Source organism: Rubritalea squalenifaciens DSM 18772 (genome assembly GCF_900141815.1).
Taxonomy (GTDB): domain Bacteria; phylum Verrucomicrobiota; class Verrucomicrobiia; order Verrucomicrobiales; family Akkermansiaceae; genus Rubritalea; species Rubritalea squalenifaciens.
The window spans coordinates 799,731-820,224 of record NZ_FQYR01000002.1; the positions used below are offsets into that span (position 1 = coordinate 799,731).

The following is a 20,494-nucleotide window of genomic DNA, read 5'->3' on the forward strand; positions in this document are numbered from 1 at the left end:
TACGTCCTGAATGCGCGCACACATAATCAGGGTATTTATAGCCGATAAAAGCGGTTAGGTACAAATGATAATTGCAATTTTTATGCAAAATAAGCCGAGTTTTTGAGGCTCGGCTAACTTTTTGCTAGGAAACAAAAAAGCGGGGAATATTCCCCGCTTTTGTGAATCTAATGGTGTTTTACTGGGCTTCCAGAAGTTTTCTTTGGTCCTCTTTGGCCATGTCTGAGGCAATCTTGTCAGATTGCTGCAATCCGTGGGCAGATCCACTGCCAGTCATCTTGCGTTTCAACCAGTCAAAGAAGAGGTAGAACACAGGGATGACGAACAGGGTAAGCATAGCGGAGACGCCGACACCAATCACCACCACGAAGCCCAGTGGGTTCCGTGTTTCCGCGCCCGCGCCAGTAGCGAAGGCAATCGGAGCCACGCCGCAGACCGTAGAGATGGCGGTCATCAGGATCGGACGAAGGCGCATAACAGCTGCTTCGTAGGCTGCCTCGCGGGCAGTTTTTCCTTCCAGCTGAAGCTGGTTGGCGAATTCCACAATGAGAATTCCGTTCTTGGCAACCATGCCGATGAGCATGATGAAGCCAAACTTGGTAAAGAGGTTGTCGGTGAGTTGGCCAAAGCCGAAGAGGCCAGAGAACCATGGGAACTGGGTCGCCCAGATGGCGGTTACCCCTGCAGCGATCGCGATGATTACCCCGGTATAGATGGTGATCGGGTGGATCCAGCTTTCGAACTGGGCCGCCAGAATCAAGTAAGTGAACAGCAGAGCCAGTAAGAAGAGCATCATGGTGTCACTAGAGCTTTCCACGTACTCACGGGCTTCTCCGTCGAAGGTGTAGGAGTAGCCCTGTGGCAGGAGCTCGTCAGACTTTGCCTGCAGCCATTCAACACCGTCGCCCAAGCTGTTGCCTGGTAGGAGCTCTGCACTGATGATGTAAGCATTGAGGCGGTTGTAGCGCGGGAATTTTTCCGGAGCTACGCCTTCCTTTACGTCGACAAGGCTGGCAAGTGGAACCATGGAACCGCCTCTGGAGCGGACATAAACACGGGTCAGGTCTTTTGGGGTAGCACGCTCTTTATCGTCCAGCTGGACAATGACGTCGTACTGGCGGGCGTTCTTCTTGAAGCGGGTAGCTTCGGTGGAGCCAAACATTGTCTGCAGTGTCTCCGCGACCTCGGCTACCTCGACTCCGAGGTCGGCGCACTTGAGTCGGTTCGGGGTGACTTTCAGCTCGGGTTTGTTGGTCTTTGGTTCAGGACGGACGCTGGTGAAGATGCCGCTCTGGCGCATTTCCCCCATCATCTGGCCGCCGAGTTGCTCGAGTTTGTCGAAGTTGGACCCTTGCAGGACAAACTGAAGGTTGGAGCCTAGGGATGAACCACCTAGTGGCTTGCGGGGAATGGCAAGAGCCATGCCGCCGGTCACTTGGTCGGCATAGTCAGCTGTGATCTCGCCCATGACCTCCTGAGTCTTGCGGTCGCGTTCCTCCCACGGTTTGAGCCTGGTGAACATCAGGCCCTGATCACCTGAGCCGGGGGTACCACGGCCTAAGGCTGTGACGGAGAAGTTAGAGGCGGTCTCTTCCTTGTCACGGACGATGCCATCCATGGTGCCTACATAGCGCTGTGTATAGTCTGAGGTGGAGCCTAAAGGAGCGAAGAACAGGGAGATGAATAGACCCCGGTCTTCTAGGGGCACGAGTTCGCGCTTGAGCTTGGGGTACAGAGTGGAGACTGCAAAGAAGGCTGCGATGACTAGAATGAAGGCTACAAAGCCTACTTTCATGGCGCCACGCAGAACCTTGGCAAAGCCTTTGGTCATGCCTTCAAAAATGAACTCTGTTTTTTCGTAGAACCAGTTGTGCTTAGCGTGTCCATCCACCTGCTTGATGTTCAGAATACGGGAGCTGAGCATCGGCGCGAGTGTCAGGGCCACGAAGGAGGAGATCACCACCGAGATTGCCATGGTGATACCAAACTCATAGAACAAGCGTCCCGTGGTGCCGGACTGGAAAGCCACGGGCAGGAATACGGCTACCAAGGTGAGAGTGGTTGCAATCACGGCGAAGGCCACTTGACGGGATCCGCGTACGGCACCACGGATCGGGTTTTCACCTTCCTCGATTCGGCGGTAGATGTTCTCAAGAACCACGATGGAGTCATCGACTACTAGACCAACTGCCAGTACGAGAGCAAGCAGGGTAAGGACGTTGATGGTGAAGCCAAGTGCGGCCATTATCGCGAAGGTACCGATCAAGGATACCGGAATGGTGACCAGTGGGATGATGGTGGCGCGCCAGTCACGTAGGAAAAGGAAGATGACCAGTACCACTAGGCCAACAGCCTGTGCCAAGGTCACGTACACTTCGTCTACGGAGCGCTGTACGAAGATGGAGGAATCGTAGGCTAGCTCCAGATTGACGTCTGGTGGTAGCAAGCCCGCCTGGGTGATTGTCTCCGCCTCCTTTTTTACACCCTCGGCTACCTCAAGTAGGTTTGCCTGTGATTGACGGACGATGCCGATACCGACGGTGGGGCTGCCATTGAAGAAGGTGCGGGTGCGGTAGTCCTCGGAGCCGAGTTCGGCGCGGCCGATATCTTCCAGGAAGACAGGCTGGCCGTTGCGGTGGGCTACGATGAGTTTGTTGAACTCGCTCGCGCTTTTCATGTCTCCTTCGATACGGACAGTGAATTCACGGGTCAAAGCCTCGGTGCGGCCACCTGGGATGTCGACGTTCTGGTTGCGTAGTGCAGCTGTAATGTCATTGGAGGTCAGGTCATAGGCGGCAAGCTTTTCGGCTGAGAGCCAGACGCGCATGGCGAAGCGCTTCTCACCACCGATGATGATGTTACCTACTCCGGGCACCGTTTGCATGCGCTGCTTGATGATGCGGTCGGCAAGATCGGAAAGCTCCAAGAGAGAGCGTTGGTCGGAGTTCACTGAGAACCAGATGATCGGGGAAGCATCCGCTTCCTGCTTGGAAACTTGAGGCTCGTCAATCTCATCGGGTAGGCGGCCGCGAGCACGGGAGACCTTGTCTCTAACATCATTGGCTGCTTCATCTACATCGCGGTCCAGGTTGAACTCGATGGTGATCTGTGAGACCTGTTCGCGGGATTCAGACTTGAGTAGCTTGATACCGTCGATAGTGGAAATCTGCTCTTCCAGAGGCTCGGTAATGGTGGACTCCACGGTGGCGGCGTCCGCACCCTGGAGTACCGTGGTCACAGAGACTACAGGAGCATCCGTGTTCGGGTATTCCCTGACTGGAAGTGATTTGAATGAAAGTACGCCAAGCAGGATGATTACGATGGATATCACCAGCGCAACCACCGGACGGCGGATGGAAATGTCAGATAAAACCATTTTGTTAGATTGTGTGAATTAGGTGAACAGGCTGTTCGGTCGCGGTGTCTTATTGTTTGGACTCAGGTTGGGCCTGTTCAGCTTTCTTGCCCTTCTTGTCGGGGGTGAGAATTTCATCATAGGAGCCCGTTTGTAGAGTAGAGCCAGTGCGGATCGGGTCGGGGCGCATCGGTACGGGGATGACCCGCATGCCAGGGAATAAAGGAAGGCCACCTACGCCCGCAGCGACGATTTCGGTGCCCTCCTTGATGGAACCAGGTTTGACTGGCTCGATCTCGACTGTGCCGATTTCCCTGAGACCTGTCTTTACGGGTACGATAGAGATAGGATTGGAACCACCTTCGCTCGGACCGAGAACGATGACGGAGTCGCCGCGAGCGGAGGCAAGTAGAGCCTGCTCAGGTACGGTGAGTGTTTTCTCACGCACTTCGAGGATGAGGTCCACATTGGTGAACATGCCCGGGTAGAGAGTCTTTGGCGGGTTCTCGATCCAGGCTTTGACTTGAGCTGAGCGAGTGGCGCGTTCGACGACGGAGGAAATGAAGTAGACGGAACCTTTGGTTTTGGAACCGTTGGTGGTGGAGGTGCGGATATCGATGTCACCACCTACTCTCAGCTGGCCGTAGTATCTCTCCGGCACCTGGAAGCTGATCTTAAGCTTTGAAGTGTCCACCACTGTGGTGATGGATTTTGACGGGTCTATGTAATCACCTGGGGATACATTACGCGCGCCTACTGTTCCATCAAAAGGGGCTTTGATGGATGTTTTAGAGAGGCGGACACGGAGGCGCTGCGCGGTGGCTTGCAGGGTAGAGAGTTGGGACTCGGCCTCATCCAAATCCGCTTGGGGGATGGACTTGGTGGCGATGAGTCGCTGGTAACGGTCTCTGGTCTGCTTGGCGAGTTTGAGCTGGGCTTCTGTCTCCTCAAGCTGGGCGACGATCTCTCGGTCATCGACCTTGGCGAGTACTTGGCCGGCTTTCACCTGATCGCCCTCCTTGAAGTTGATGCTTTCAAGATTGCCGGAGATTTCAGCTCGGATGTCAGCGATCTCGTTGGCTTCAATCGAGCCTACGAGAGAAAGGATGCTGCGCATGTCTGTGCGCGAGACCGTGGTGGTTTCTACCTTCCGTGGGGCATTGGTCATAGCCTCGGCAGCTGGATCTTTCTCTTTGTCCGAGCATGAGGTCAGCACAATGGCCGATGCCAAGGCGAGTGTGGAGATGGACTTGGTAAACATGATGTTCTGTTAGTTAGGAACGGGGTAGAATTATTTGCTTGGGCTGTGGTAGCTGCCGCCAAGAGCTTTCATCAGCTGGATGGTGGCGGTGTAGCGTTCGTTGCGCACTTGAATCTGGGCACGTGAGGCCTGGAGCCGGGTACGTTCGGCATCAATCACCTCAAGGAGGGAGGTGAGACCTTCGAGGAATCTGGTGTTCGAGAGGTCGGCTGCTTTCTTGGAGGCTGCTGCCTGGCGGTCTACAGCGCTCTGCTGTCTGCCTAGCCACTTGATAGAGTTCAGGGAAACGTCGACTTCACGCAGGGCCGTGAGGACGGTCTGGCGGTATTCTTCGAGCAGTTCGTTGTACTTCTCTTCTGCCTGTTTGACGTCGGCCTTGAGGATGGTGCGGCGAAGGATGGGAACGGAGGCATCCAGCCCGTAGGACCAGGTCTTGCTAGAGGTTTCCAGAAGATCAGCGGCCCTGCGGCTGGCGAGCCCCAGTGAGGCATCGATGCCGATCTTCGGGAAGAGAGCGGCTTGGGTGGAACCGATGCGAGCCGATGCTGCTGCGAGATTACGTTCGGCCTGGGAGATATCCGGACGGCGCTCCAGCACTTCGGAAGGAAGATTGATAGGTACGCGCGGTGGCTCAGAGTCCAGCGGGTAGTGGGCAATCTGGAAGCCTTGGGCAGGTTTGCCTAAAATGAGAGCGATACCGCTGACGAGTTCAGCACGGCGGCGGCGAAGGCTGGCGATGTCCGCCTCGGTGGAGGCGAGTTCTGCCTCACTGCGTGCGAGATCCAGGTCGCTTCCGGCGCCTTCCTTGACTCGGTTGGCGAGTAGATCTCGGGCGTTCTTGCGCAGTTTAAGTGTCTCGTTAAGTACTTCGATCTCACTGTCGGTGGCGCGTAGAGAGAACCAGGACTGGGCTAAGTCGGCCTGGAGACTGAGGATGACTCCTTTATAGGAGGCGATCACGCTTTGTTCACTGGCGAGGACCGCTTCTTGCTCTCTGCGAACACGTCCCCAGAGATCGATCTCCCAGGTCAGGTCGAATGGAAGTCTGAAGGAATCATTGGTGAGGCCTTGCTGATTGATCGCTTGAGGGGAGCGGAAGGTGTTTTCAGAACTGCGCGTGGAACCTGCACGACCATTAAGATTGAGAGCGGGTTGGAGGGCTACCCGAGAGGCTGCAGTTACGGCGCGGGACTGTCTCAGGCGGGCGAGTGCGGCCTGGGCATTCGGGTTGGCACTCTCTACCTGGCTCATGTAGCGGTTTAGCTTGGAGTCACCTAGGCGCTTCCACCAATCTCCTCTGTCCAGGTGGTCAGCTGGGGAGGCGGCTTTCCAGCCGCTCGGGATCTTGTCAAACTTAGCCGGTAGGTCAGCTGTCTCAGGGGTCTTGTAGTCAGGTCCAAGGACGCAGCTGCTGAGGACGAGAGAGGAAGCTAGGGTGAGTGATGCGTATTTCATTGGGTGATGCCTTTCCAAAAAAGTTCGAGAATGGGTTCGACCTCCGAGTCGAGGTCTTGGGTCTTGCGGCGGTTCACGGCCTCCGTGGCCATACCCCAGCAGAGGCTGCGGAGCGCACGTGCGAGGAATTTAGGAGAGAGAGTATTCGATATTTCTCCGCTTTTTTGCGCTCGTTCGAAGGCTCTGGTCTGACGAGTCAGGTAGCCCTCGCAGAGTTCTACGAGGCCGGTGAAGGGACCCGGGGCGGTAAAGTCGGGCTGACCCAGGGTCATGAGGAACTCGTAGAAGCCTTTGTGTGAGTGGATGAAACTCATGTGCAGGTTCACTACCAGGCGCAGCTTTTCCTTGAAGGGGGCGTCTGATTCCCACTCGGCTAGTGCTTCGTCAAACAGAGGGGTGAGCTTGTTCACGAAAACTTCAAGGAAGAGGGCTTCCTTGCCCGGGAAGTAGTTGTAAAGCGTGCCTGCGGCCACATCGGCTTCTCGGGCAATCTCTTCCATCGAGATGTGGGAGAGATCTTTCTCGTGGAATATCCGCTCGGCTGCAGCTATGATTGTCTGACGCTTTTCCTCTCGCTTGCGGGAGCGGCGGTCAGTGGCCTCTAGAGAAATTTCTGAATCGCGATTCATTTTTTGAACCGTAATTCACTTTTTTGCTCCCGCAAGTGATATTTCCGCCATTGGCGGGGGCTAAATGGTCGGGGTCGAAATGCGTTTGGCGGGAAAAATCTCAGGTTTTTTGTAGGAGTATTAGCAAGGGAGCAGAGAATTTGCCTTGAGCTAGAGCGGGCAGTGAAATATTACAATATTTTCATGAAGCGTATTATTCTGCCAGCAGCCCTGCTTAGCCTGCTTGTTTCCTGCGAACGGAAGGTTATTGAAAGTGTGACTCCGGCGGGCGGTAAGGACAGTGCAGAGGCTATCGAAGCGGCATCCAAAGAGTATGTGCTAGCCAAAGAGGGAATGGAGCACCTAGTGGGGAACTCGGTGGATATGATCAAGAAGCAGCACATGTATGATGTGCAGATGGAGTTTATCTCTCAGGGCATCTCGAACTCAGGGGAGATGGAGATAGCGACTTCCAAACGGGAATGGCGCCAGTGTCTGGGCCCGGACAAATTCCGGGACACCATCTTGGTGGATAAAAAGAGGCAGTCGGTAGGTTTTGGTGGGAAAATGGTCCCCGGGAAAGAAGCTGATCCATCGCCTCTGCTGAATGTTCCCGTTCTTTACGAAAGAGTGGATGGTGCATGGGTTGCCAAGCTAGAGGATGAGAGCAAGCTGACTGATGAAATCAGTGGTATGCTTGGGAAAATGGGCGAGTCCATCGGTGAAGATCTCAAAATCTATGGAGCGGACCCGAGGAGGCTGGGGGATGAGTGGGAAGTGGATGTGAAGAAGGTTAAACTGCAGGACGCGAAGAGTGGCTTTGTAAAATTGATGTTCATGGGGGTGGAGGAATTCCAGGGGCAGGAATGCGCCGTGTTTTCCGTCCACTACAAAGTTGATGGTCAGCCTGATGGGGAAAATTTTACGATGAGCATGGAAATGAAGGGGACGATCAAGCGCTCCTTGAAGTATTATGTAGATCTGGAGTCCAAGCTCTCAGGGACTGTCGTGCTGTCCGGCTCGCCTAACAAGAACCTCAGGGTGAAGGGGCAGGGTAAAGTGTCTATCGAAGAGACGGCCAAGGTGGTAGTGCCTGAATCCTAGCGTGGACCGCCTACTGAGTGGAGGCTTGGAAAGACCCACCTTGCAGGATGGATTTGGCCTCGCCGATCAGGAAGAGTGAACCCGAGATGAGGATGGGTGTGCCGGATTCTACAGCCGCCGGGATGACAACATCAAGAGCTGACTGAAGGGAATCGTGCTCTGTGTGTGGCGGGCAGTCTTCAGGCAGAGCTTCTAGCAATGTTTCTGTGGGGAGGCCTCTGGCCGTGTTGATTTTGACCAGGTGTAGTTCGCTCGGGAGCTGGCAGAGGAGTTTGAGAGCGCCGGAGACGTCCTTGGATTCCACGGCGCCAAAAAGCATGATAGGCTTCTTGCTGCCGAATTGATGTTCCCAGGTCTGGAGGAGTGCTGCTGCAGCATGCGGGTTGTGCGCACCATCGATGATGATGGTGGGGGAGTCTGAGACGGTCTCGAATCTGCCCGGCCAGTTCGTATGGGACATTGCGTACTGGACGCTGTCGAAGTTGAGTGGAATGCCTATGGCGTTGGCAGCTTCCAGCGCGAGATGGGCATTGTAAGCCTGATGTGGTCCGGCCAGTGAGAGGCTGTAGCCGGTGAGTGGCGCTTCGATCACGGTGAGCGGGGAACGCATTTCATTAGCCTGCTCGGCGATGACGATGGCGGCCTCTCGCTCTTGCTTGGCGGAGATGGTGGGTTTGTCCTCCAGAATGATGCCTGCTTTTTCAAAGGCGACCTTCTCTAAGGTGTCGCCCAGCCACTGGGAGTGGTCGAGGGCGATCGGGGTGATGACGGCGACGTCTGCGGGTACGGCGGTAGTCGCATCCAGTCTTCCACCCATGCCTGTTTCCAGGACAATGACTTCGCACTCAGTCTCTCGGAAGTGACGCATGGCGACGGCGAGGGTCAGCTCGAAAAAGGTGGGATGGTGTTCCCACTCGGCGACGAGTTCGCGGAGTTCTGTGAGGTATTCCGCAACGGTTTCCTCAGGAATCATTTCACCGTTCACGCGGATGCGCTCACGATAGTCGACGAGATGGGGAGAAGTGAAAAGACCAGTACGGTGGGCAGAACTACGGCAAAGCGAGTCAATGAAGGCGCAGGTAGAGCCTTTACCATTGGTGCCAGCCACATGGATGACTTTGACTCCTGACTTGGGGAAGGCTAGAAACTGGCGCAGCAGCTTGCGTGGACCATCGAGGCCAAGCTTGATGCCAAAGGTCTGAGTGGAGTAGAGCCAGTCGAGAGCTTCCTGATAGGTCATGCGGAGAACGTGTGTACGTTGTTAAGTTATACCAGAGTCGCTATTCTTTCAGATCACCACGTGTCAAAAAGTGAGCCGCTCTTCTTCAGCATGTAGACAGTGAGAACTGCAATGATGACGTAGTGAATGTAGGCGATGCCTATGTATGGTAGAATAAACGGGCGGCCCACATAGGCAGCGACGGCAATGATCAAGCATAGGATAGCTGTGCCTTTTGCCTGCTCAGCGAAGCAGCTGATGAAGGCATAAAGGAAAAGGATGTGAAGTATCCAGATGCAAGCGGTGATCATTCCTTCGGCTAAGCTGGCAGCATGTAGCGCAGGAGTTGGGCGATCTTCTTGCGAAGGTCCTTGCGCTTGACGATGGAGTCCACCAGGCCGTGCTCGAGCATGAATTCAGCAGTCTGGAAACCAGGAGGCAGGTCTTGGTGAGTGGTTTCCTTGACCACGCGAGGGCCGGCGAAACCGATCATGCACTTTGGTTCAGCCAGGTTGATATCGCCCACTGTGGCGAATGAGGCTGTCACACCACCAGTAGTCGGGTGGGTGAGAAGAGAGATGTAGGGAAGTCCTGCATCAGAAAGTTTAGCCAGTGCGCCACAGGTCTTGGCCATTTGCATGAGGGAGAGCATGCCTTCCTGCATGCGTGCACCGGAGGAGGCGGAGACGATGATCATACCGCGCTTTTCAGCGATGGCTGTCTCGACGGCGCGGGTAATTTTCTCACCGACGACGGAGCCCATGGAACCAGCGAAGAATTTGAAGTCCATCACAGCGATCATGGCAGGGGAGCCTTCGACTGTGATGCGGCCAGTAACCACAGCATCGTTGAGCTCTGTCTTGGCGCGCAGCATTTCGATCTTGGATTCGTACTTATCGAAGCCAAGTGGGTTCTTAGAGAAAAGACCGGCATTTGTTTCCTCGAAGCTGTTGGCATCTGCGATCATGGCGATGCGCTCACGGGAGCCGAGCAGGAAGTGGTGCTCGCAGTGGGTGCAGACTTGATCGTTCTGCTTGAGATCGAGGGTGTGGATCATGTTTCCGCACTCGGGACATTTGGTCCAAAGGTCATTTGGCATGTCCTTGCGCTTGTTGTTGCGGAGTCTTGGTCTTTCGAAAATACCCATGGGACTAGATAGTGAATGTCTGATAGTCAGTGGTTCATGCATTTGGGAGCGTTTCCCGAAATGCGTCCATGGAGGGAGCCTAGCTGTCTTAAGCGCTAACGACAACCATTGTTTTTAGCAAAGCGTTACAATTACAGGTCGATCACGAAGCCTCCTCCTCCGGAGACGGCGGTGGCAATATCCAAGTGAATCCAGCGCAGGGCGAAGCGGGGGCCCCAGGAGTCACTGACGGCGATTTCATTCGTTTTGGCGTTATAGCCAATGATCATGCAAGTGTGGTGGTTGCTGTTGTCTCTCAGCAAGGGGAGGGCTTTTTCGGCCTCTTCCTGAATGGCGGTTGCCCAGACGTCGAAGTCTTTGACTGACTCGCGCTCCTTGGTGCGTGAGTTGGCAATCTCGTTGTATTTGCTGAGGGAGCGCATGTTCCAGAGGATGGGGACGCCTTTGTCGATGTACTTCTGGACGAGTTTCATATCGAGCTCAGATCTGAGATCGAGGTCTTTGATGCGGCGGGCCTTGGAGCGGATGATGCGTTTGGCTTCATCTGCCAGGCGGGCGGGGTTGGTTCCACCGCCTTGCGCGGTGGCGATGGTGGCGAGCAGGTACATGTCTGCTGGCACTTGCATGTAGCGCATGGCACGCTCGAAAGTAGCCGGGGTGCAGTAGCCTTTGGGGCCCTGATTCACCATGGGGATGTTATCCAGATAGGTGTCGCCATTCTCTTTTCTGGCGATATTCTTACTGAGCATTTCGCGCAGGTCCTGATCCTTGATGAAGTCCTGTTTGCCCTCGTTGTCGGCTATGTCTGAGGGGACGATCAGGAGGTGGGTGTATTCATGGGAGCGTTCGGAAAGAATGAAGGCGTGGTCTAGGAAATCCCATCGGAGGGCATTTCTCCTGTCTTCTTTTTCTCCGTAACGTTGTTCGGTCGGCTCCCCGAGGATGGCTGTGAGCTGGGTGCTGATGCTTTTGGCATCCCTGGCAATGGCTTCGTTCAGGTTTGATGGGGATGGTAGGTCGCCCTGAGGCTGGAAGTGATCTTGGCCGAATCCAACGGTGCTGCCGTAATCTCCTTTGTTCGCAAAGACGAGGGAGAGGTGGCTGACTTTGTTGTTTTCGTCGGCGTAGAGAGTGCAGCAATAGGGGTGCGCGTTCAGGAATCCGTATTTTGGAGACGGGTAGGAGCGGAAGCTGAGGACGCCTGTGTATGACTCTGGACGCCAGTTCAAGCGTTTGGCGACAGTCTCGGCCTTTTCGTTCCAAAGGCTGCTGCGGGAGTTGAACAGCTCGTGCCCGATGGCTTGCTGGATGGCGCTGTATTTCTCCGCGTTGCGTTCGCGCTCATAGATGAACCAGCTGGCGATTTTCTGTCTGCTCTCAGGAGTCAGGGAGGAGGCCGGCAGGGAGAAGGTTTTGCCGCCTTGTTTGAAAGTGATGTTTTTGCCTCTGAAGGAGACTGGAGTGACTTCGAGAGTTTTGCCGGTGCCTGATTGAGTGATCTCAAGCGCGTGGAGCGTGGAGAATGGGAGCAGGCAGGAAGCTAGGAGTAGGAGTCTGGATGTCATGATCGCAATGAAGGCTCTGGAGTGGTGATAGAATAGCTTATATGCGAAAGAGGGCAAAAGCTTCTATCCCCGTAGTGCCGTGACCACAATGATCTTTTTGAGGTGGGGTGAATTCTTCCTCAGGATTTGAGCGCAGGCGTTGGCGGTGGATCCTGTAGTGAAGACGTCATCCAGCAGGATGGCGGTCTGGAACTTGGTGGGCAGGCGGCCGCCGGCGAAGGCGTTCTTGAGATTTGCCATGCGCTGGCTTCGGGTAAGTCTGGTCTGGGTGCGTGTGTGGTGCTTTCTCCTGAGCGCTCTGGAGCAGGGGATTCCTGTTTCCTTGGAGAGGTGAATGGCGATTTCTTCCGACTGGTTGAAGCCGCGGCGGATACGTTTGGTCCAGTGCAGGGGGACTGGGAGAATGACTGGAGAGGTGAGTGAGCTTATCTCCGGGGTCTGGAGAATGACCCGTGCGCAATAGCTGGCCAGTATGGGGGCCAAGTGTCTCTGCTTGTTGTATTTGAAGTCGATCACCAGCTGGTGGGAGCTCGTGGTGCGAGCCAGGGCGGAACGTGCAAAGTCGAATTGGAAGTGAAGGTCGTGGCAATTCGGGCAGGAGAACTCCGCGTCGATGGCTCCCTCAAAGGCTTCCGAGCAGATGCTGCAGAATGGGGCGGTGATTTCCTTGAGGTCTTGCCTGCATGCTGTGCAGAGGTATCTGCCTAGCTCCAGAGGCTCCTCGCAAAAGTGGCAGCTGGGAGGGTAGATGATATCTAGCAGTCTGGAGCCTAGCCGTTTCACAGCATGGGTTTCTTTTGTCTGAGATAGAGGTAAACCGCGCTACCAGTTAGAACCAGTGTGGCAAGCGGCAGGAGGCCGTCGGTGATATTTTCATTGAAGAGGATCTCCGGAGCTTCTCCAGTGGGGTCAGTGAGTTTGTTGAATGTCTTCAGGGAGAAGATCCAACCTGCGTGCAGGCCAATGGAGAGCCATAGGTAGCCCGTCTTGTGGCGTGTGTAGGCCAGGATTAGTCCTACGGTGAACAAAGTCAGAAAGACTCCAAAGAAGCTGGCGGGGTTGAGGAATTTGTGACCGATCAGGCCGAGCATTTCAAAACCGGCCAGAGCATTTCGCGGATCCACGACATCTACACCTTCAGGTGGTTTGAGGAAGTGCAGGGCGGCGAAAATCAGAGAGAGGGAGATGATAGTCTTTGCTGTGCTGAGTTTCCGCATCAGGATATCAAAGATCACGCCGCGGAAGAGCCACTCTTCCAGGATGGATACGATGATCGCCGGGGCAATGGCTTTGCGGATGGCTTTCCCCAGATTCCATTTTTCTTCCGGAGTGACCCAGCCGAGGTTCTGCAGGATGAAGCCGAGAAGGATCAGAAAGCCCATGGAGAGGCAGAGGCCCACGGCGATATCTTTCCAGCCTTGGGCCCGTGGATTGATCCTGTTCTTCAGAGGTGGCTTTACTTCTGTGGTGCCACTGCTGCGCAGAGAGCGGATCAAAGGATAGAGGAGCAGCAAGGCTGAGGCCATAAGTGCTCGGTTGAAGTAGCGAGAGAATTCGGCCGAGTCACATTTTTCGGCCAACCAGACGGTTGGGGAGGCGGAAAAGGGAGGGTCTTTCGGGAGGGGAGCATGGGCAGCTGCGAGGTCTTTACCAGCAGTGTAGAGGTGGGGAGCGATGATGGCTGCCGCGGTGAAGCTGAGTACGACAAAAAGGATCAGTTTGGTGAGTTCGTGGCTGAGAAGGCGTTTCACGGTGAGCTGTGTTAGGCAGTTGCGTCTGTGCAGGCAGAGTAGTCGAGCTCCGGGGTGCATGCGAGGATTAACTGAGTGGGCGGGATGAATCTTGTCGCGGAAATGGCTTTGATTTTTTACCAGCTTACTCTCACACTCACGGCATGCAGCGACAGAAACACGAATGGAAGGTGGAGACGGATGAAGGTACACGTTTGTACCGTGCGGTCCATCATGCCAAAGAATGGGTGTTCTTCACCGGAATGAAGGGGAGTCGCCGCGAGAAGACGGAACTGGAAAAAATGGAAGAAGTGGATGAAGATGTCTGGGTGATGCTCAGAAACGTCCTGTTCCGTAAGTACCAGCGCCGCCGTTGTTCCTGGAAATTGATCGAGCAGATCGACAAGCGTTTGGGGCGCGAGCCTGAAGATTATGAGGAATAAGCCTGATGGGCACAGCTAACCGGCTGGTTGGCCAGTCATGGTTGTGTGCTATCGGCAGGGAAGTATGTACTTTCCAGTTCCGCAGTATCCCAGGGCCAGCGGGCATCCTTTTCCCAGGCTGTCGTGTCTCCCTTGATTCGGGTAATGAGAGGGTCCAGGAAACGGGAGATTTTTTGAGGCATGGATTCACCCTCTTTGCCTGTCGCTGATCGGCCAGATGAACGCTGGATCTTCACGTCTGCTCCGTCTTTGGTGAGTTTCCACATGAAGGGTGGGACCTTGACGGCTTTGGAGCCTATCTGGGCATGCATTTCCGTGAAGCGCATGTCTGCCAGGTAGACTGAATTCGGCTTGTCGGGATAAAAGTAGGCCTTCCAGTATCCGCTGGAAAACCAGTCGATTGTCTCAAATGCCTGGGATCCGCGGAATTCACTCACGGTTTCAGGTGCTCGCTGGATGTGGTCGATGCGGGGAACTGCGTCCTTGGGGTCGAAGATGGACCAGTAACAGACGTAGTAGCTGTCATCCGTGCGGGCGAGCATGCGCCAGAGGAAGATATTGGTGAGCGTGGGCGAGACGGTGAAGTCGTCTGGCGCTAGGTCGTTGGCCTCGAGGACTTGGCTGAAGTGCTGGCGTGCCTTCTGCTGGATGGCAAAGCTACAGGCGGTGTAGGTGCAGATCCAGGCTGTAATCAGGGTCACAAGGATGGTGCGCCCCCTGCTATCCTTCTTCCTGAAAAGGCAGATGATCAGACCGAAGAGCGTGGGCAAGGTGAAGAAGAGGTCGATGATGGCAATGTTGTTAAACGCGATCGGGCGATCCGAGAAAGGGGCGAAGAGCTGGGTGCCGTAGCTGTTGAAGCAATCTATCAGGACGTGCGTGAGCCAAGTGAGCCAGAGGAAAAGATAGGCGCGCCTGTAGGAAACTTGCTTGTGGATTTTGGTGAATGGCCAGGCTAAGAGCAATGGCCCCAGAAAGACCGCTAACAAACCATGGGAGATTCCACGGTGAAAACGTAGCCACTCCAGACCATCTAGAAACGGGGCGGCGAGAATATCCAGATCAGGAAGAGTGCCGAAGAAAAGTCCCCAAGCCGCGCCTTTCCAGCCGAGCTGCTTGCGGAGAACGAGTTCGCCGCAAAGGGCGCCCAGAGTAGCTTGTGTGATAGAGTCCACGTGCGAGTATTGATTTTCTCAGTTGCCACGTAAGGTGGATTACTTGCTGAGTATCGCAAGTGGACTTTTCAGGTCCTAGGGTTTTGGGATGGCTACGGCGGAGAGCATGATGGCTGGATTGGAGCCCGAATGGAACTCGTCTACCAGCAGCTCGATGGAGAAGTCATCACCTGGCTTGAGGTCATGGATGGTAGCCGTTACTTCCGAACTTACGTTCTGGCCGTGACACTTGAAGAGGTAGTCATCTTCCAGATATTTGCCGCTGGCAGTCTTGATCCTGAAGCGTACATCACACTTCCAGGCTACAAAATAGGTAGAAACTTTGAGAGGTCCGTCCAGCTTGGCTGGAGCTTTGAGCTTGATTATCCAGCCTTCCTTGGTGCTGAGACCGCTTTTGTTCGTATCCAGTCTAACGGCCGGATGGAGAGTCTTGCCATTGGAGATGGTGAACTTTTCTTGGGGCTGTGGATACGAGACGGGCTGCAGCTTGTTCGTGGGAGTGGTTTCCTTGATGATGCCTCCAGAGTAGCGGAGGATCATATTGTCCTTGATTGGCAGGCCTGTGAGGATGAGCCAGTCCAAGGTGTCCGCGTCTGCCATGTTCACCTGGTTCTCCGGTGTCTGACCAATGCTCGGCTTGGCGTACATGGATGAGAAAGAGGCAAAGGGGAGTGATTCCTCTACTTGTTCCTGATCTTTCTTAAGCTTGTCAGCAGTCGTGGTGGTGTTGCCGCCGCGCATCACCATAAAGATGCCGCCAATGATGATGGCGAGTACTGCCGCAATGATGAGGAAGACGATGTTGACAGACTTGTTACTGGCTTCAGCGGCAGGAAGTGCAGCGCTCTGAACGCTGGAGGAAACCGTGACCCGGTCACTAATGGCTTGAGGTATGGTTACCTGAGGGCCGGTAATCGGTGTGACTGCCGTTGTTTTTCTGCTAGGGACGGAGCTAGTGACTAGCTTGACCCTTTGCTGTCTGGTCGTAGTGGTCTGTGGAGTGGTTTTTTCCACCTCCGGGAGTTCTTCCGCAGCGGCTTGGGCGGATTCCGGTCTCTGGTTAGGATCCGGGGAAATGAGTTTGTGGAGCCAATCCGCAAAGGCGGGGTCGAGCTCAGGCCTGTAATCGGTGATTCGTGGTAGATCACCAGCCTTATGTTTCGCAGCTGCCTCAGGGATGGAGAGGCCAGCAAGTGGGTGACCACCGGCCAGGGTGGTGTAGACGACCTGCCCTAGCATGTAGAGGTCAGATTGTTCCGTGGCGGATTCCCCATCAAAAAGCTCGGGTGCCATGAGGGCAGGATCAGCCATCATGGAGTTTTGTGAGTCAGATCCCTGAATGAGGGGGGCTAGCCTGCAGAGACCTAGGTCGAGAATCACGTAGAGGTGGCCTCCTCGTGCACGGTCTAGCATCATGATAGAGCCAGGAGTTAGAGCGCCATGGATAAAGCCAGCAGAGTGTGCTGCTTGAAGCGCGTCCAACATTTGGCTGGCTAGATCACAGGCATCCCATGCATCAAGACAGGACTTGGCAACCTGATCTGCTAGGCTGGTGCCGTCGAGTAGTTGGGATACCATGTAGGCCCCGTCCTCATCAGTACCTGCATCAAAAATGGTGAGCAAGTTGGGATTCTGGAGATTGCAGAGGTTTTGCGCGATGTTGGCAAAGTCCTCGTTGAGCTTGGAATTGTCGTGTCCTCCTGTCTCCGAAAAGAATCGACGCAGTGCGACTTTACGGTTCAATACGGTATCTTCGGCTTCATAGACGCCGCCAGTCCTCCCTTTGCCAAGGAGTTTGAGTATTTCGTATCGTTCTTTGTCCGCCATAGTGCTTAGCGTCCGTTTGAGTGTGAGAATTGGTGTGTTGAGAGATGGTAGTTGCAGTCTCAGTGGAGAGAGATAGGCTTTTCCTGCTTAGTGATGAGGAATTGCCCGGGAGGGATTCAAGTGCTCTACCATGCTCTTGGGATGGGCTTAGTCATAGCGATTGATCGGCACATGGCAACCACTCATTTGGAACCTTGTACTTTTAAGAGTATTGATGAAATAGCGCAAACCAGCATGCAAAGTCAGGCAGTTTGTGAGAGCCAGTCAACAACCTGTGTGAGGGCTCTGGACCGGTGACTCAGGCTGTTCTTTATCTGTCCGTCTAGCTCAGCAAAGGTCTTTTCGTGCCCATCCGGGATGAAGAGGGGGTCGTAGCCAAAGCCGTGATCGCCGCGCTTTTCGTCAATGATTCGGCCCTCCACGCTGCCAGAGAAATGGGCGAGACGCTGCCCGTTCCTGGCGATAACCATGACACAACGGAAGCGCGCACTGCGCTTCACGTCAGGTCTCAGCAGGGAGAGTTTCTCCATCAGTTTGGCGTTGTTCAGCTGGTCATTGCCGTCTTCACCTCCATAGCGGGAGGAATAGACTCCAGGTTCGCCATCCAGAGCATCCACTTCCAGACCGGAGTCGTCAGAGATGACGAGTTCATCGGTTTGCTTGCTGATTTCGACAGCCTTCAGAGTGGCATTTTCTAGGAAAGTGGTTCCAGTTTCTTCTACGGGAGGGAATTCCAGTCCATTGAGGTCGCTGACCTGGAACTGGTCTCCAAGCATCTCGCGGATTTCCTCTGTTTTGTGGGCGTTTCGGGTAGCGATGAGGATGGATTTCATGATGTCTCTGAGTGAATTGATGGCATTGTCCGACGAAAAGATAGATAGGAAAAGCCATTTGTGACGATATAATGGGGAGATGAAGAGAATGAATGCACTACTTGTTTTTATGCTGAGCTTGTTTGCTAGTGTCCAATTAATGGCTGGTGAAGGCTGGATGACTGATATCGACGAGGCTGTGAAGAAGGCCAAGGAGCTTGATAAAGCGGTGATGGTGGAATTCACGGGCTCGGACTGGTGTCCACCGTGTAAGATGATGGAGAAGGAAGTGTTTTCCAAGCCGGAGTTTGTCGAGGAAGCCTCCAAGAAATATGTCTTGGTGAAGATAGATATTCCCAACTCAAATCCGGAGTTGAAGGCGCAGAATTCAAAGGTGATGAAAAAGTATAAAGTGAAGGGTGTGCCGACGGTTATTCTGTTTGACCAGGAGGGTGAAGAATTCAATCGCTTCACTGCCTCCCAATTCAAAACGGTAGAAACATTTTTAGAAAACCTTGAGCACCAACTGAAACGCAAAGACATGTTTTAAGCGATGGCCGCCTTGCGCGGTAAAGATTGCCGGGTGAAAAGCATTTTGCATTGTCATCTCTTGTTGGCGCCTTATAACTTCTGCTAGATGTCAGCGGTTATTCAACAGGAGCACCCGGCAAAGTCAGTGTGGTACTATCGTCGTGTCGGAAGAGAGTATGGACCAGTCAATCTGGTGCATCTTAAGCAATTGGCAGAATCCGGGCGTTTAGATCCCAGATTGGATTTTATTCGGCACGATGGGAGCCAGGCTTGGCTCACGGTAGCGGAGCTGGATGCTATTTATGAGCATGTTCACCGTGCCAAGACCCAGGTGCGTCCTGAGGTGATTGCCAGAGAGGCCTGGAAAACTCAGGCTCCTATCATTGTGGTGGATGTGAAGAAGGCGCGTTTGGGGCAGTGGCTCAAGCCGACTCTCGCCGCCTTGGGGCTGATGATTCCAGTGCTTTGCATTCTCTACTGGTTTATTCCCTTTGGTGGACTGGCGCCAGAAGGTGGTGCTGTTACGGCGCAGGCGATTGCTTGGGTGGCATTGATGCTCAGTGTTCTGGCCTACGGGCGCTTTACCCGTTGGATTTACGATGGATGGCGAGTGACCAATCAATATGGTTCCAAAGTGCCTGCGTGGGTGGTTGCCCTGCTGATGTGGGTCCCTGGTGTGAATTATCTTTGGAATTTCATCAGCGTCTGGTGGTGGGCGAGGGACTTTAATGTGATTATCTCCTCACATCCTCAGTACCGCTATATTGAAAGCCCGAGTGAGAAGTGGTTGATGGCATTTTGTATCTATCCCTTCCTGGCACCCATCATTCATGGAATTCTCTTAATGTTGGCTGGAGATCTGGTGACTCAGTTCCCGCAGTTGGATCATTTCAAGACTCTGATGGCTGTGTCAGTCAATGCCCTGATCTACCTTTCCATTCTCTACAGAACAGCCAAAGATGTCTCTCTGGCTGTTGACGGGATCCACGATCTGAACCTCAGGCAGTAGAATGTAAAACAGCCACCCATCAGGGTGGCTGTGCGTATCTATGAAATGGTTTGGTGAGCCAGCTTTAGGCTGGGCTTACCTCGGGAAGATCCCCGTCTAGCGCTTGAGCTTCAGGAGCCGGAGAGGTGACTTTCTCATGGACTTTCTGAGCAGCCTCTTTACCTGCTGCGGCCCCTTTGGCGAGTCCCTCTTTGAGGTTCTTCGGGATGAACTCATTGATGAAGGCTCCGGCAAATACGGTCCCGTAGGCAGCTCCGTAGGCTACGTCAAAGGCGGCATTGGCAAGGGCATCCTTGATTTTAGGAGCAGCCTCTTGAGCTTTGGCTTTGGCGTCCTCGCTAGCGGATTTCATGGCGTCAGAGAAGGAGTCGTAATGCTTCTTCTCGGAGCATGATTCTTCGTGATTGGTTTCTTCGTTCATGGGATGATTCTTGATTGGTTGAGATTTATGTCCGTCGACTTACTATATTAGAGCATAAATCTCAGAAATCATTCATTATAAACGCAAGTCGTGTTTGTAATCAGTCCAGAAGTTGTTTGATGGTCTCTCTACGGAGTTCCCTGGCCTCTTCCATGAGCTTCTCTCTCTCTTTGTCGCTGACGTTTTTGTCTGATTTGGCTTTTTTCTCGTCACGGGAGAGGTTGTTCATTTTACGGCGGATGCTGCTGGCTTCACCAGAGCTGAGAATGTCCTCGTCTTGTCCGAATTTCACGAGCTCCTCCAGATTGATCTGGATGCGGTTAAGCTGAGGGGTGAGGATCTCAGGTTTCACGGTGTCTTCACGCTCGCTCTTGAGGTCATCACGGAGTTTGGTGAGTTTGGCTTTGATTTTCTTGGCCTGGTATTCTGGCAGGACATCTTTGTTGCCGCGCATTTTCTTGGCGTCCTCGGCGATGAGGAAAAGTTGCTCATTGTAGAAGAAGCCAGCGTCCTCACGAATGCGGTCCTCAATGAGTGAGTCACAGATGAGCAGATAGAGGCCGCGGTGGGCTGCGCGCAGGTCAATATCCTTATCTGTATAGTAGTCGTTGCCTTCATAGACAGCGGTGCGGAAGGCGAGGAACTTGTCTTTGAGGGCTCCAAGTTCCGCATGGTCAGCGGCAGCAGCTTTGGCGACTGCTTTGCCTCGGTGATGGGGGCCGCGTTTACGTTGTGCGTCAGCCTGAGTGGAGATCGTGACGGCAGCGATGAGGCAGAGGTAGAATGGAGTTTTCATAATCATATCAAGTATAGGTAATTCATAGGGATATAA

Annotated in this window: 19 protein-coding genes; 4 read left to right on the plus strand and 15 right to left on the minus strand. The window is 54.0% G+C overall.

The annotated features are described in order from the left end of the window. Positions 1-178 precede the first annotated feature (178 nt). The 4 genes from BUB27_RS03725 to BUB27_RS03740 are packed head-to-tail and all read right to left on the minus strand — an operon-like array spanning position 179 to position 6,700. On the minus strand, positions 179-3,376 hold the full coding sequence (locus tag BUB27_RS03725; RefSeq protein ID WP_143158197.1) for an efflux RND transporter permease subunit: 3,198 nt from the start codon (positions 3,374-3,376) through the stop codon (positions 179-181). A 49-nt stretch (positions 3,377-3,425) separates the two neighbouring features. Further along, positions 3,426-4,616, minus strand: coding sequence for an efflux RND transporter periplasmic adaptor subunit (locus tag BUB27_RS03730; protein WP_143158198.1), 1,191 nt, complete (start codon positions 4,614-4,616; stop codon positions 3,426-3,428). A gap of 30 nt (positions 4,617-4,646) precedes the next feature. Then, positions 4,647-6,071: an efflux transporter outer membrane subunit gene (locus BUB27_RS03735; protein WP_143158199.1), complete on the minus strand. Its 1,425-nt coding sequence runs from the start codon at positions 6,069-6,071 to the stop codon at positions 4,647-4,649. Next, positions 6,068-6,700 (minus strand): TetR/AcrR family transcriptional regulator, encoded by a 633-nt coding sequence (locus BUB27_RS03740; RefSeq protein ID WP_143158200.1) that lies wholly within the window; start codon positions 6,698-6,700, stop codon positions 6,068-6,070. The genes BUB27_RS03735 and BUB27_RS03740 overlap by 4 nt, the downstream gene beginning before the upstream one ends. A 183-nt stretch (positions 6,701-6,883) precedes the next feature. Here BUB27_RS03740 and BUB27_RS03745 point away from each other — a divergent pair, with 183 nt between their 5' ends. Next, positions 6,884-7,783 (plus strand): hypothetical protein, encoded by a 900-nt coding sequence (locus BUB27_RS03745; RefSeq protein WP_143158201.1) that lies wholly within the window; start codon positions 6,884-6,886, stop codon positions 7,781-7,783. A gap of 10 nt (positions 7,784-7,793) precedes the next feature. Here BUB27_RS03745 and BUB27_RS03750 read toward each other — a convergent pair whose 3' ends face one another. The 6 genes from BUB27_RS03750 to BUB27_RS03775 form a co-directional block, all read right to left on the minus strand. After that, positions 7,794-9,023, minus strand: a complete 1,230-nt coding sequence (locus BUB27_RS03750; protein ID WP_143158202.1) for a bifunctional folylpolyglutamate synthase/dihydrofolate synthase — start codon at positions 9,021-9,023, stop codon at positions 7,794-7,796. A 53-nt stretch (positions 9,024-9,076) separates the two neighbouring features. Beyond that, positions 9,077-9,313: a hypothetical protein gene (locus BUB27_RS03755; RefSeq protein WP_143158203.1), complete on the minus strand. Its 237-nt coding sequence runs from the start codon at positions 9,311-9,313 to the stop codon at positions 9,077-9,079. Between the two features lie 8 nt (positions 9,314-9,321). Then, on the minus strand, positions 9,322-10,149 hold the full coding sequence (accD, locus tag BUB27_RS03760; protein ID WP_143158204.1) for an acetyl-CoA carboxylase, carboxyltransferase subunit beta: 828 nt from the start codon (positions 10,147-10,149) through the stop codon (positions 9,322-9,324). Between the two features lie 131 nt (positions 10,150-10,280). Further along, positions 10,281-11,714 carry a hypothetical protein gene (locus BUB27_RS03765; RefSeq protein ID WP_143158205.1) on the minus strand — a complete coding sequence of 478 codons (1,434 nt, stop codon included), beginning with the start codon at positions 11,712-11,714 and terminating at the stop codon, positions 10,281-10,283. 63 nt (positions 11,715-11,777) lie between these two features. Continuing rightward, positions 11,778-12,497 (minus strand): ComF family protein, encoded by a 720-nt coding sequence (locus tag BUB27_RS03770; RefSeq protein ID WP_143158206.1) that lies wholly within the window; start codon positions 12,495-12,497, stop codon positions 11,778-11,780. Further along, entirely contained in the window at positions 12,494-13,465 is a 972-nt protein-coding gene (locus BUB27_RS03775; protein WP_159434786.1) for a CPBP family intramembrane glutamic endopeptidase, read from the minus strand. Before BUB27_RS03775 ends, BUB27_RS03770 begins: the two co-directional genes overlap by 4 nt. 143 nt (positions 13,466-13,608) lie before the next feature. On the opposite strand from BUB27_RS03775, the gene BUB27_RS03780 reads away from it, so the two are divergent. Continuing rightward, a complete protein-coding gene (locus BUB27_RS03780; RefSeq protein ID WP_143158208.1) occupies positions 13,609-13,887 on the plus strand; it encodes a hypothetical protein in 279 nt (92 codons plus the stop codon). 35 nt (positions 13,888-13,922) lie between these two features. Here the strand turns inward: BUB27_RS03780 and BUB27_RS03785 are convergent, their stop codons facing one another. The 3 genes from BUB27_RS03785 to rdgB form a co-directional block, all read right to left on the minus strand. After that, positions 13,923-15,062: a metal-dependent hydrolase gene (locus BUB27_RS03785; protein WP_143158209.1), complete on the minus strand. Its 1,140-nt coding sequence runs from the start codon at positions 15,060-15,062 to the stop codon at positions 13,923-13,925. Positions 15,063-15,137: 75 nt separating this feature from the next. Beyond that, positions 15,138-16,889, minus strand: a complete 1,752-nt coding sequence (locus tag BUB27_RS03790; RefSeq protein ID WP_143158210.1) for a serine/threonine protein kinase — start codon at positions 16,887-16,889, stop codon at positions 15,138-15,140. Positions 16,890-17,131: 242 nt separating this feature from the next. Further along, a complete protein-coding gene (gene rdgB, locus BUB27_RS03795) occupies positions 17,132-17,722 on the minus strand; it encodes an RdgB/HAM1 family non-canonical purine NTP pyrophosphatase (protein ID WP_143158211.1) in 591 nt (196 codons plus the stop codon). A gap of 88 nt (positions 17,723-17,810) precedes the next feature. Here rdgB and BUB27_RS03800 point away from each other — a divergent pair, with 88 nt between their 5' ends. Then, positions 17,811-18,251 carry a thioredoxin family protein gene (locus tag BUB27_RS03800; protein WP_159434787.1) on the plus strand — a complete coding sequence of 147 codons (441 nt, stop codon included), beginning with the start codon at positions 17,811-17,813 and terminating at the stop codon, positions 18,249-18,251. Positions 18,252-18,338: 87 nt separating this feature from the next. After that, positions 18,339-19,241: a GYF domain-containing protein gene (locus tag BUB27_RS03805; protein WP_143158213.1), complete on the plus strand. Its 903-nt coding sequence runs from the start codon at positions 18,339-18,341 to the stop codon at positions 19,239-19,241. Positions 19,242-19,305: 64 nt separating this feature from the next. Here BUB27_RS03805 and BUB27_RS03810 read toward each other — a convergent pair whose 3' ends face one another. Further along, positions 19,306-19,662, minus strand: a complete 357-nt coding sequence (locus BUB27_RS03810) for a hypothetical protein (protein ID WP_143158214.1) — start codon at positions 19,660-19,662, stop codon at positions 19,306-19,308. Between the two features lie 100 nt (positions 19,663-19,762). Further along, entirely contained in the window at positions 19,763-20,458 is a 696-nt protein-coding gene (locus BUB27_RS03815) for a hypothetical protein (protein ID WP_143158215.1), read from the minus strand. Positions 20,459-20,494: the final 36 nt, after the last annotated feature.

What these genes read in the sequence shown, in the direction of transcription:
- accD (WP_143158204.1), bottom strand. Translation starts at nt 10,149, where the DNA reads ATGGGTATTTTCGAAAGACCAAGACTCCGCAACAACAAGCGCAAGGAC.
- BUB27_RS03725 (WP_143158197.1), bottom strand. Translation starts at nt 3,376, where the DNA reads ATGGTTTTATCTGACATTTCCATCCGCCGTCCGGTGGTTGCGCTGGTG.
- BUB27_RS03750 (WP_143158202.1), bottom strand. Translation starts at nt 9,023, where the DNA reads ATGACCTATCAGGAAGCTCTCGACTGGCTCTACTCCACTCAGACCTTT.
- BUB27_RS03755 (WP_143158203.1), bottom strand. Translation starts at nt 9,313, where the DNA reads ATGATCACCGCTTGCATCTGGATACTTCACATCCTTTTCCTTTATGCC.
- BUB27_RS03780 (WP_143158208.1), top strand. Translation starts at nt 13,609, where the DNA reads ATGCAGCGACAGAAACACGAATGGAAGGTGGAGACGGATGAAGGTACA.
- BUB27_RS03805 (WP_143158213.1), top strand. Translation starts at nt 18,339, where the DNA reads ATGTCAGCGGTTATTCAACAGGAGCACCCGGCAAAGTCAGTGTGGTAC.
- rdgB (WP_143158211.1), bottom strand. Translation starts at nt 17,722, where the DNA reads ATGAAATCCATCCTCATCGCTACCCGAAACGCCCACAAAACAGAGGAA.
- BUB27_RS03815 (WP_143158215.1), bottom strand. Translation starts at nt 20,458, where the DNA reads ATGAAAACTCCATTCTACCTCTGCCTCATCGCTGCCGTCACGATCTCC.
- BUB27_RS03735 (WP_143158199.1), bottom strand. Translation starts at nt 6,071, where the DNA reads ATGAAATACGCATCACTCACCCTAGCTTCCTCTCTCGTCCTCAGCAGC.
- BUB27_RS03810 (WP_143158214.1), bottom strand. Translation starts at nt 19,662, where the DNA reads ATGAACGAAGAAACCAATCACGAAGAATCATGCTCCGAGAAGAAGCAT.
- BUB27_RS03765 (WP_143158205.1), bottom strand. Translation starts at nt 11,714, where the DNA reads ATGACATCCAGACTCCTACTCCTAGCTTCCTGCCTGCTCCCATTCTCC.
- BUB27_RS03790 (WP_143158210.1), bottom strand. Translation starts at nt 16,889, where the DNA reads ATGGCGGACAAAGAACGATACGAAATACTCAAACTCCTTGGCAAAGGG.
- BUB27_RS03730 (WP_143158198.1), bottom strand. Translation starts at nt 4,616, where the DNA reads ATGTTTACCAAGTCCATCTCCACACTCGCCTTGGCATCGGCCATTGTG.
- BUB27_RS03745 (WP_143158201.1), top strand. Translation starts at nt 6,884, where the DNA reads ATGAAGCGTATTATTCTGCCAGCAGCCCTGCTTAGCCTGCTTGTTTCC.
- BUB27_RS03740 (WP_143158200.1), bottom strand. Translation starts at nt 6,700, where the DNA reads ATGAATCGCGATTCAGAAATTTCTCTAGAGGCCACTGACCGCCGCTCC.
- BUB27_RS03800 (WP_159434787.1), top strand. Translation starts at nt 17,811, where the DNA reads ATGAATGCACTACTTGTTTTTATGCTGAGCTTGTTTGCTAGTGTCCAA.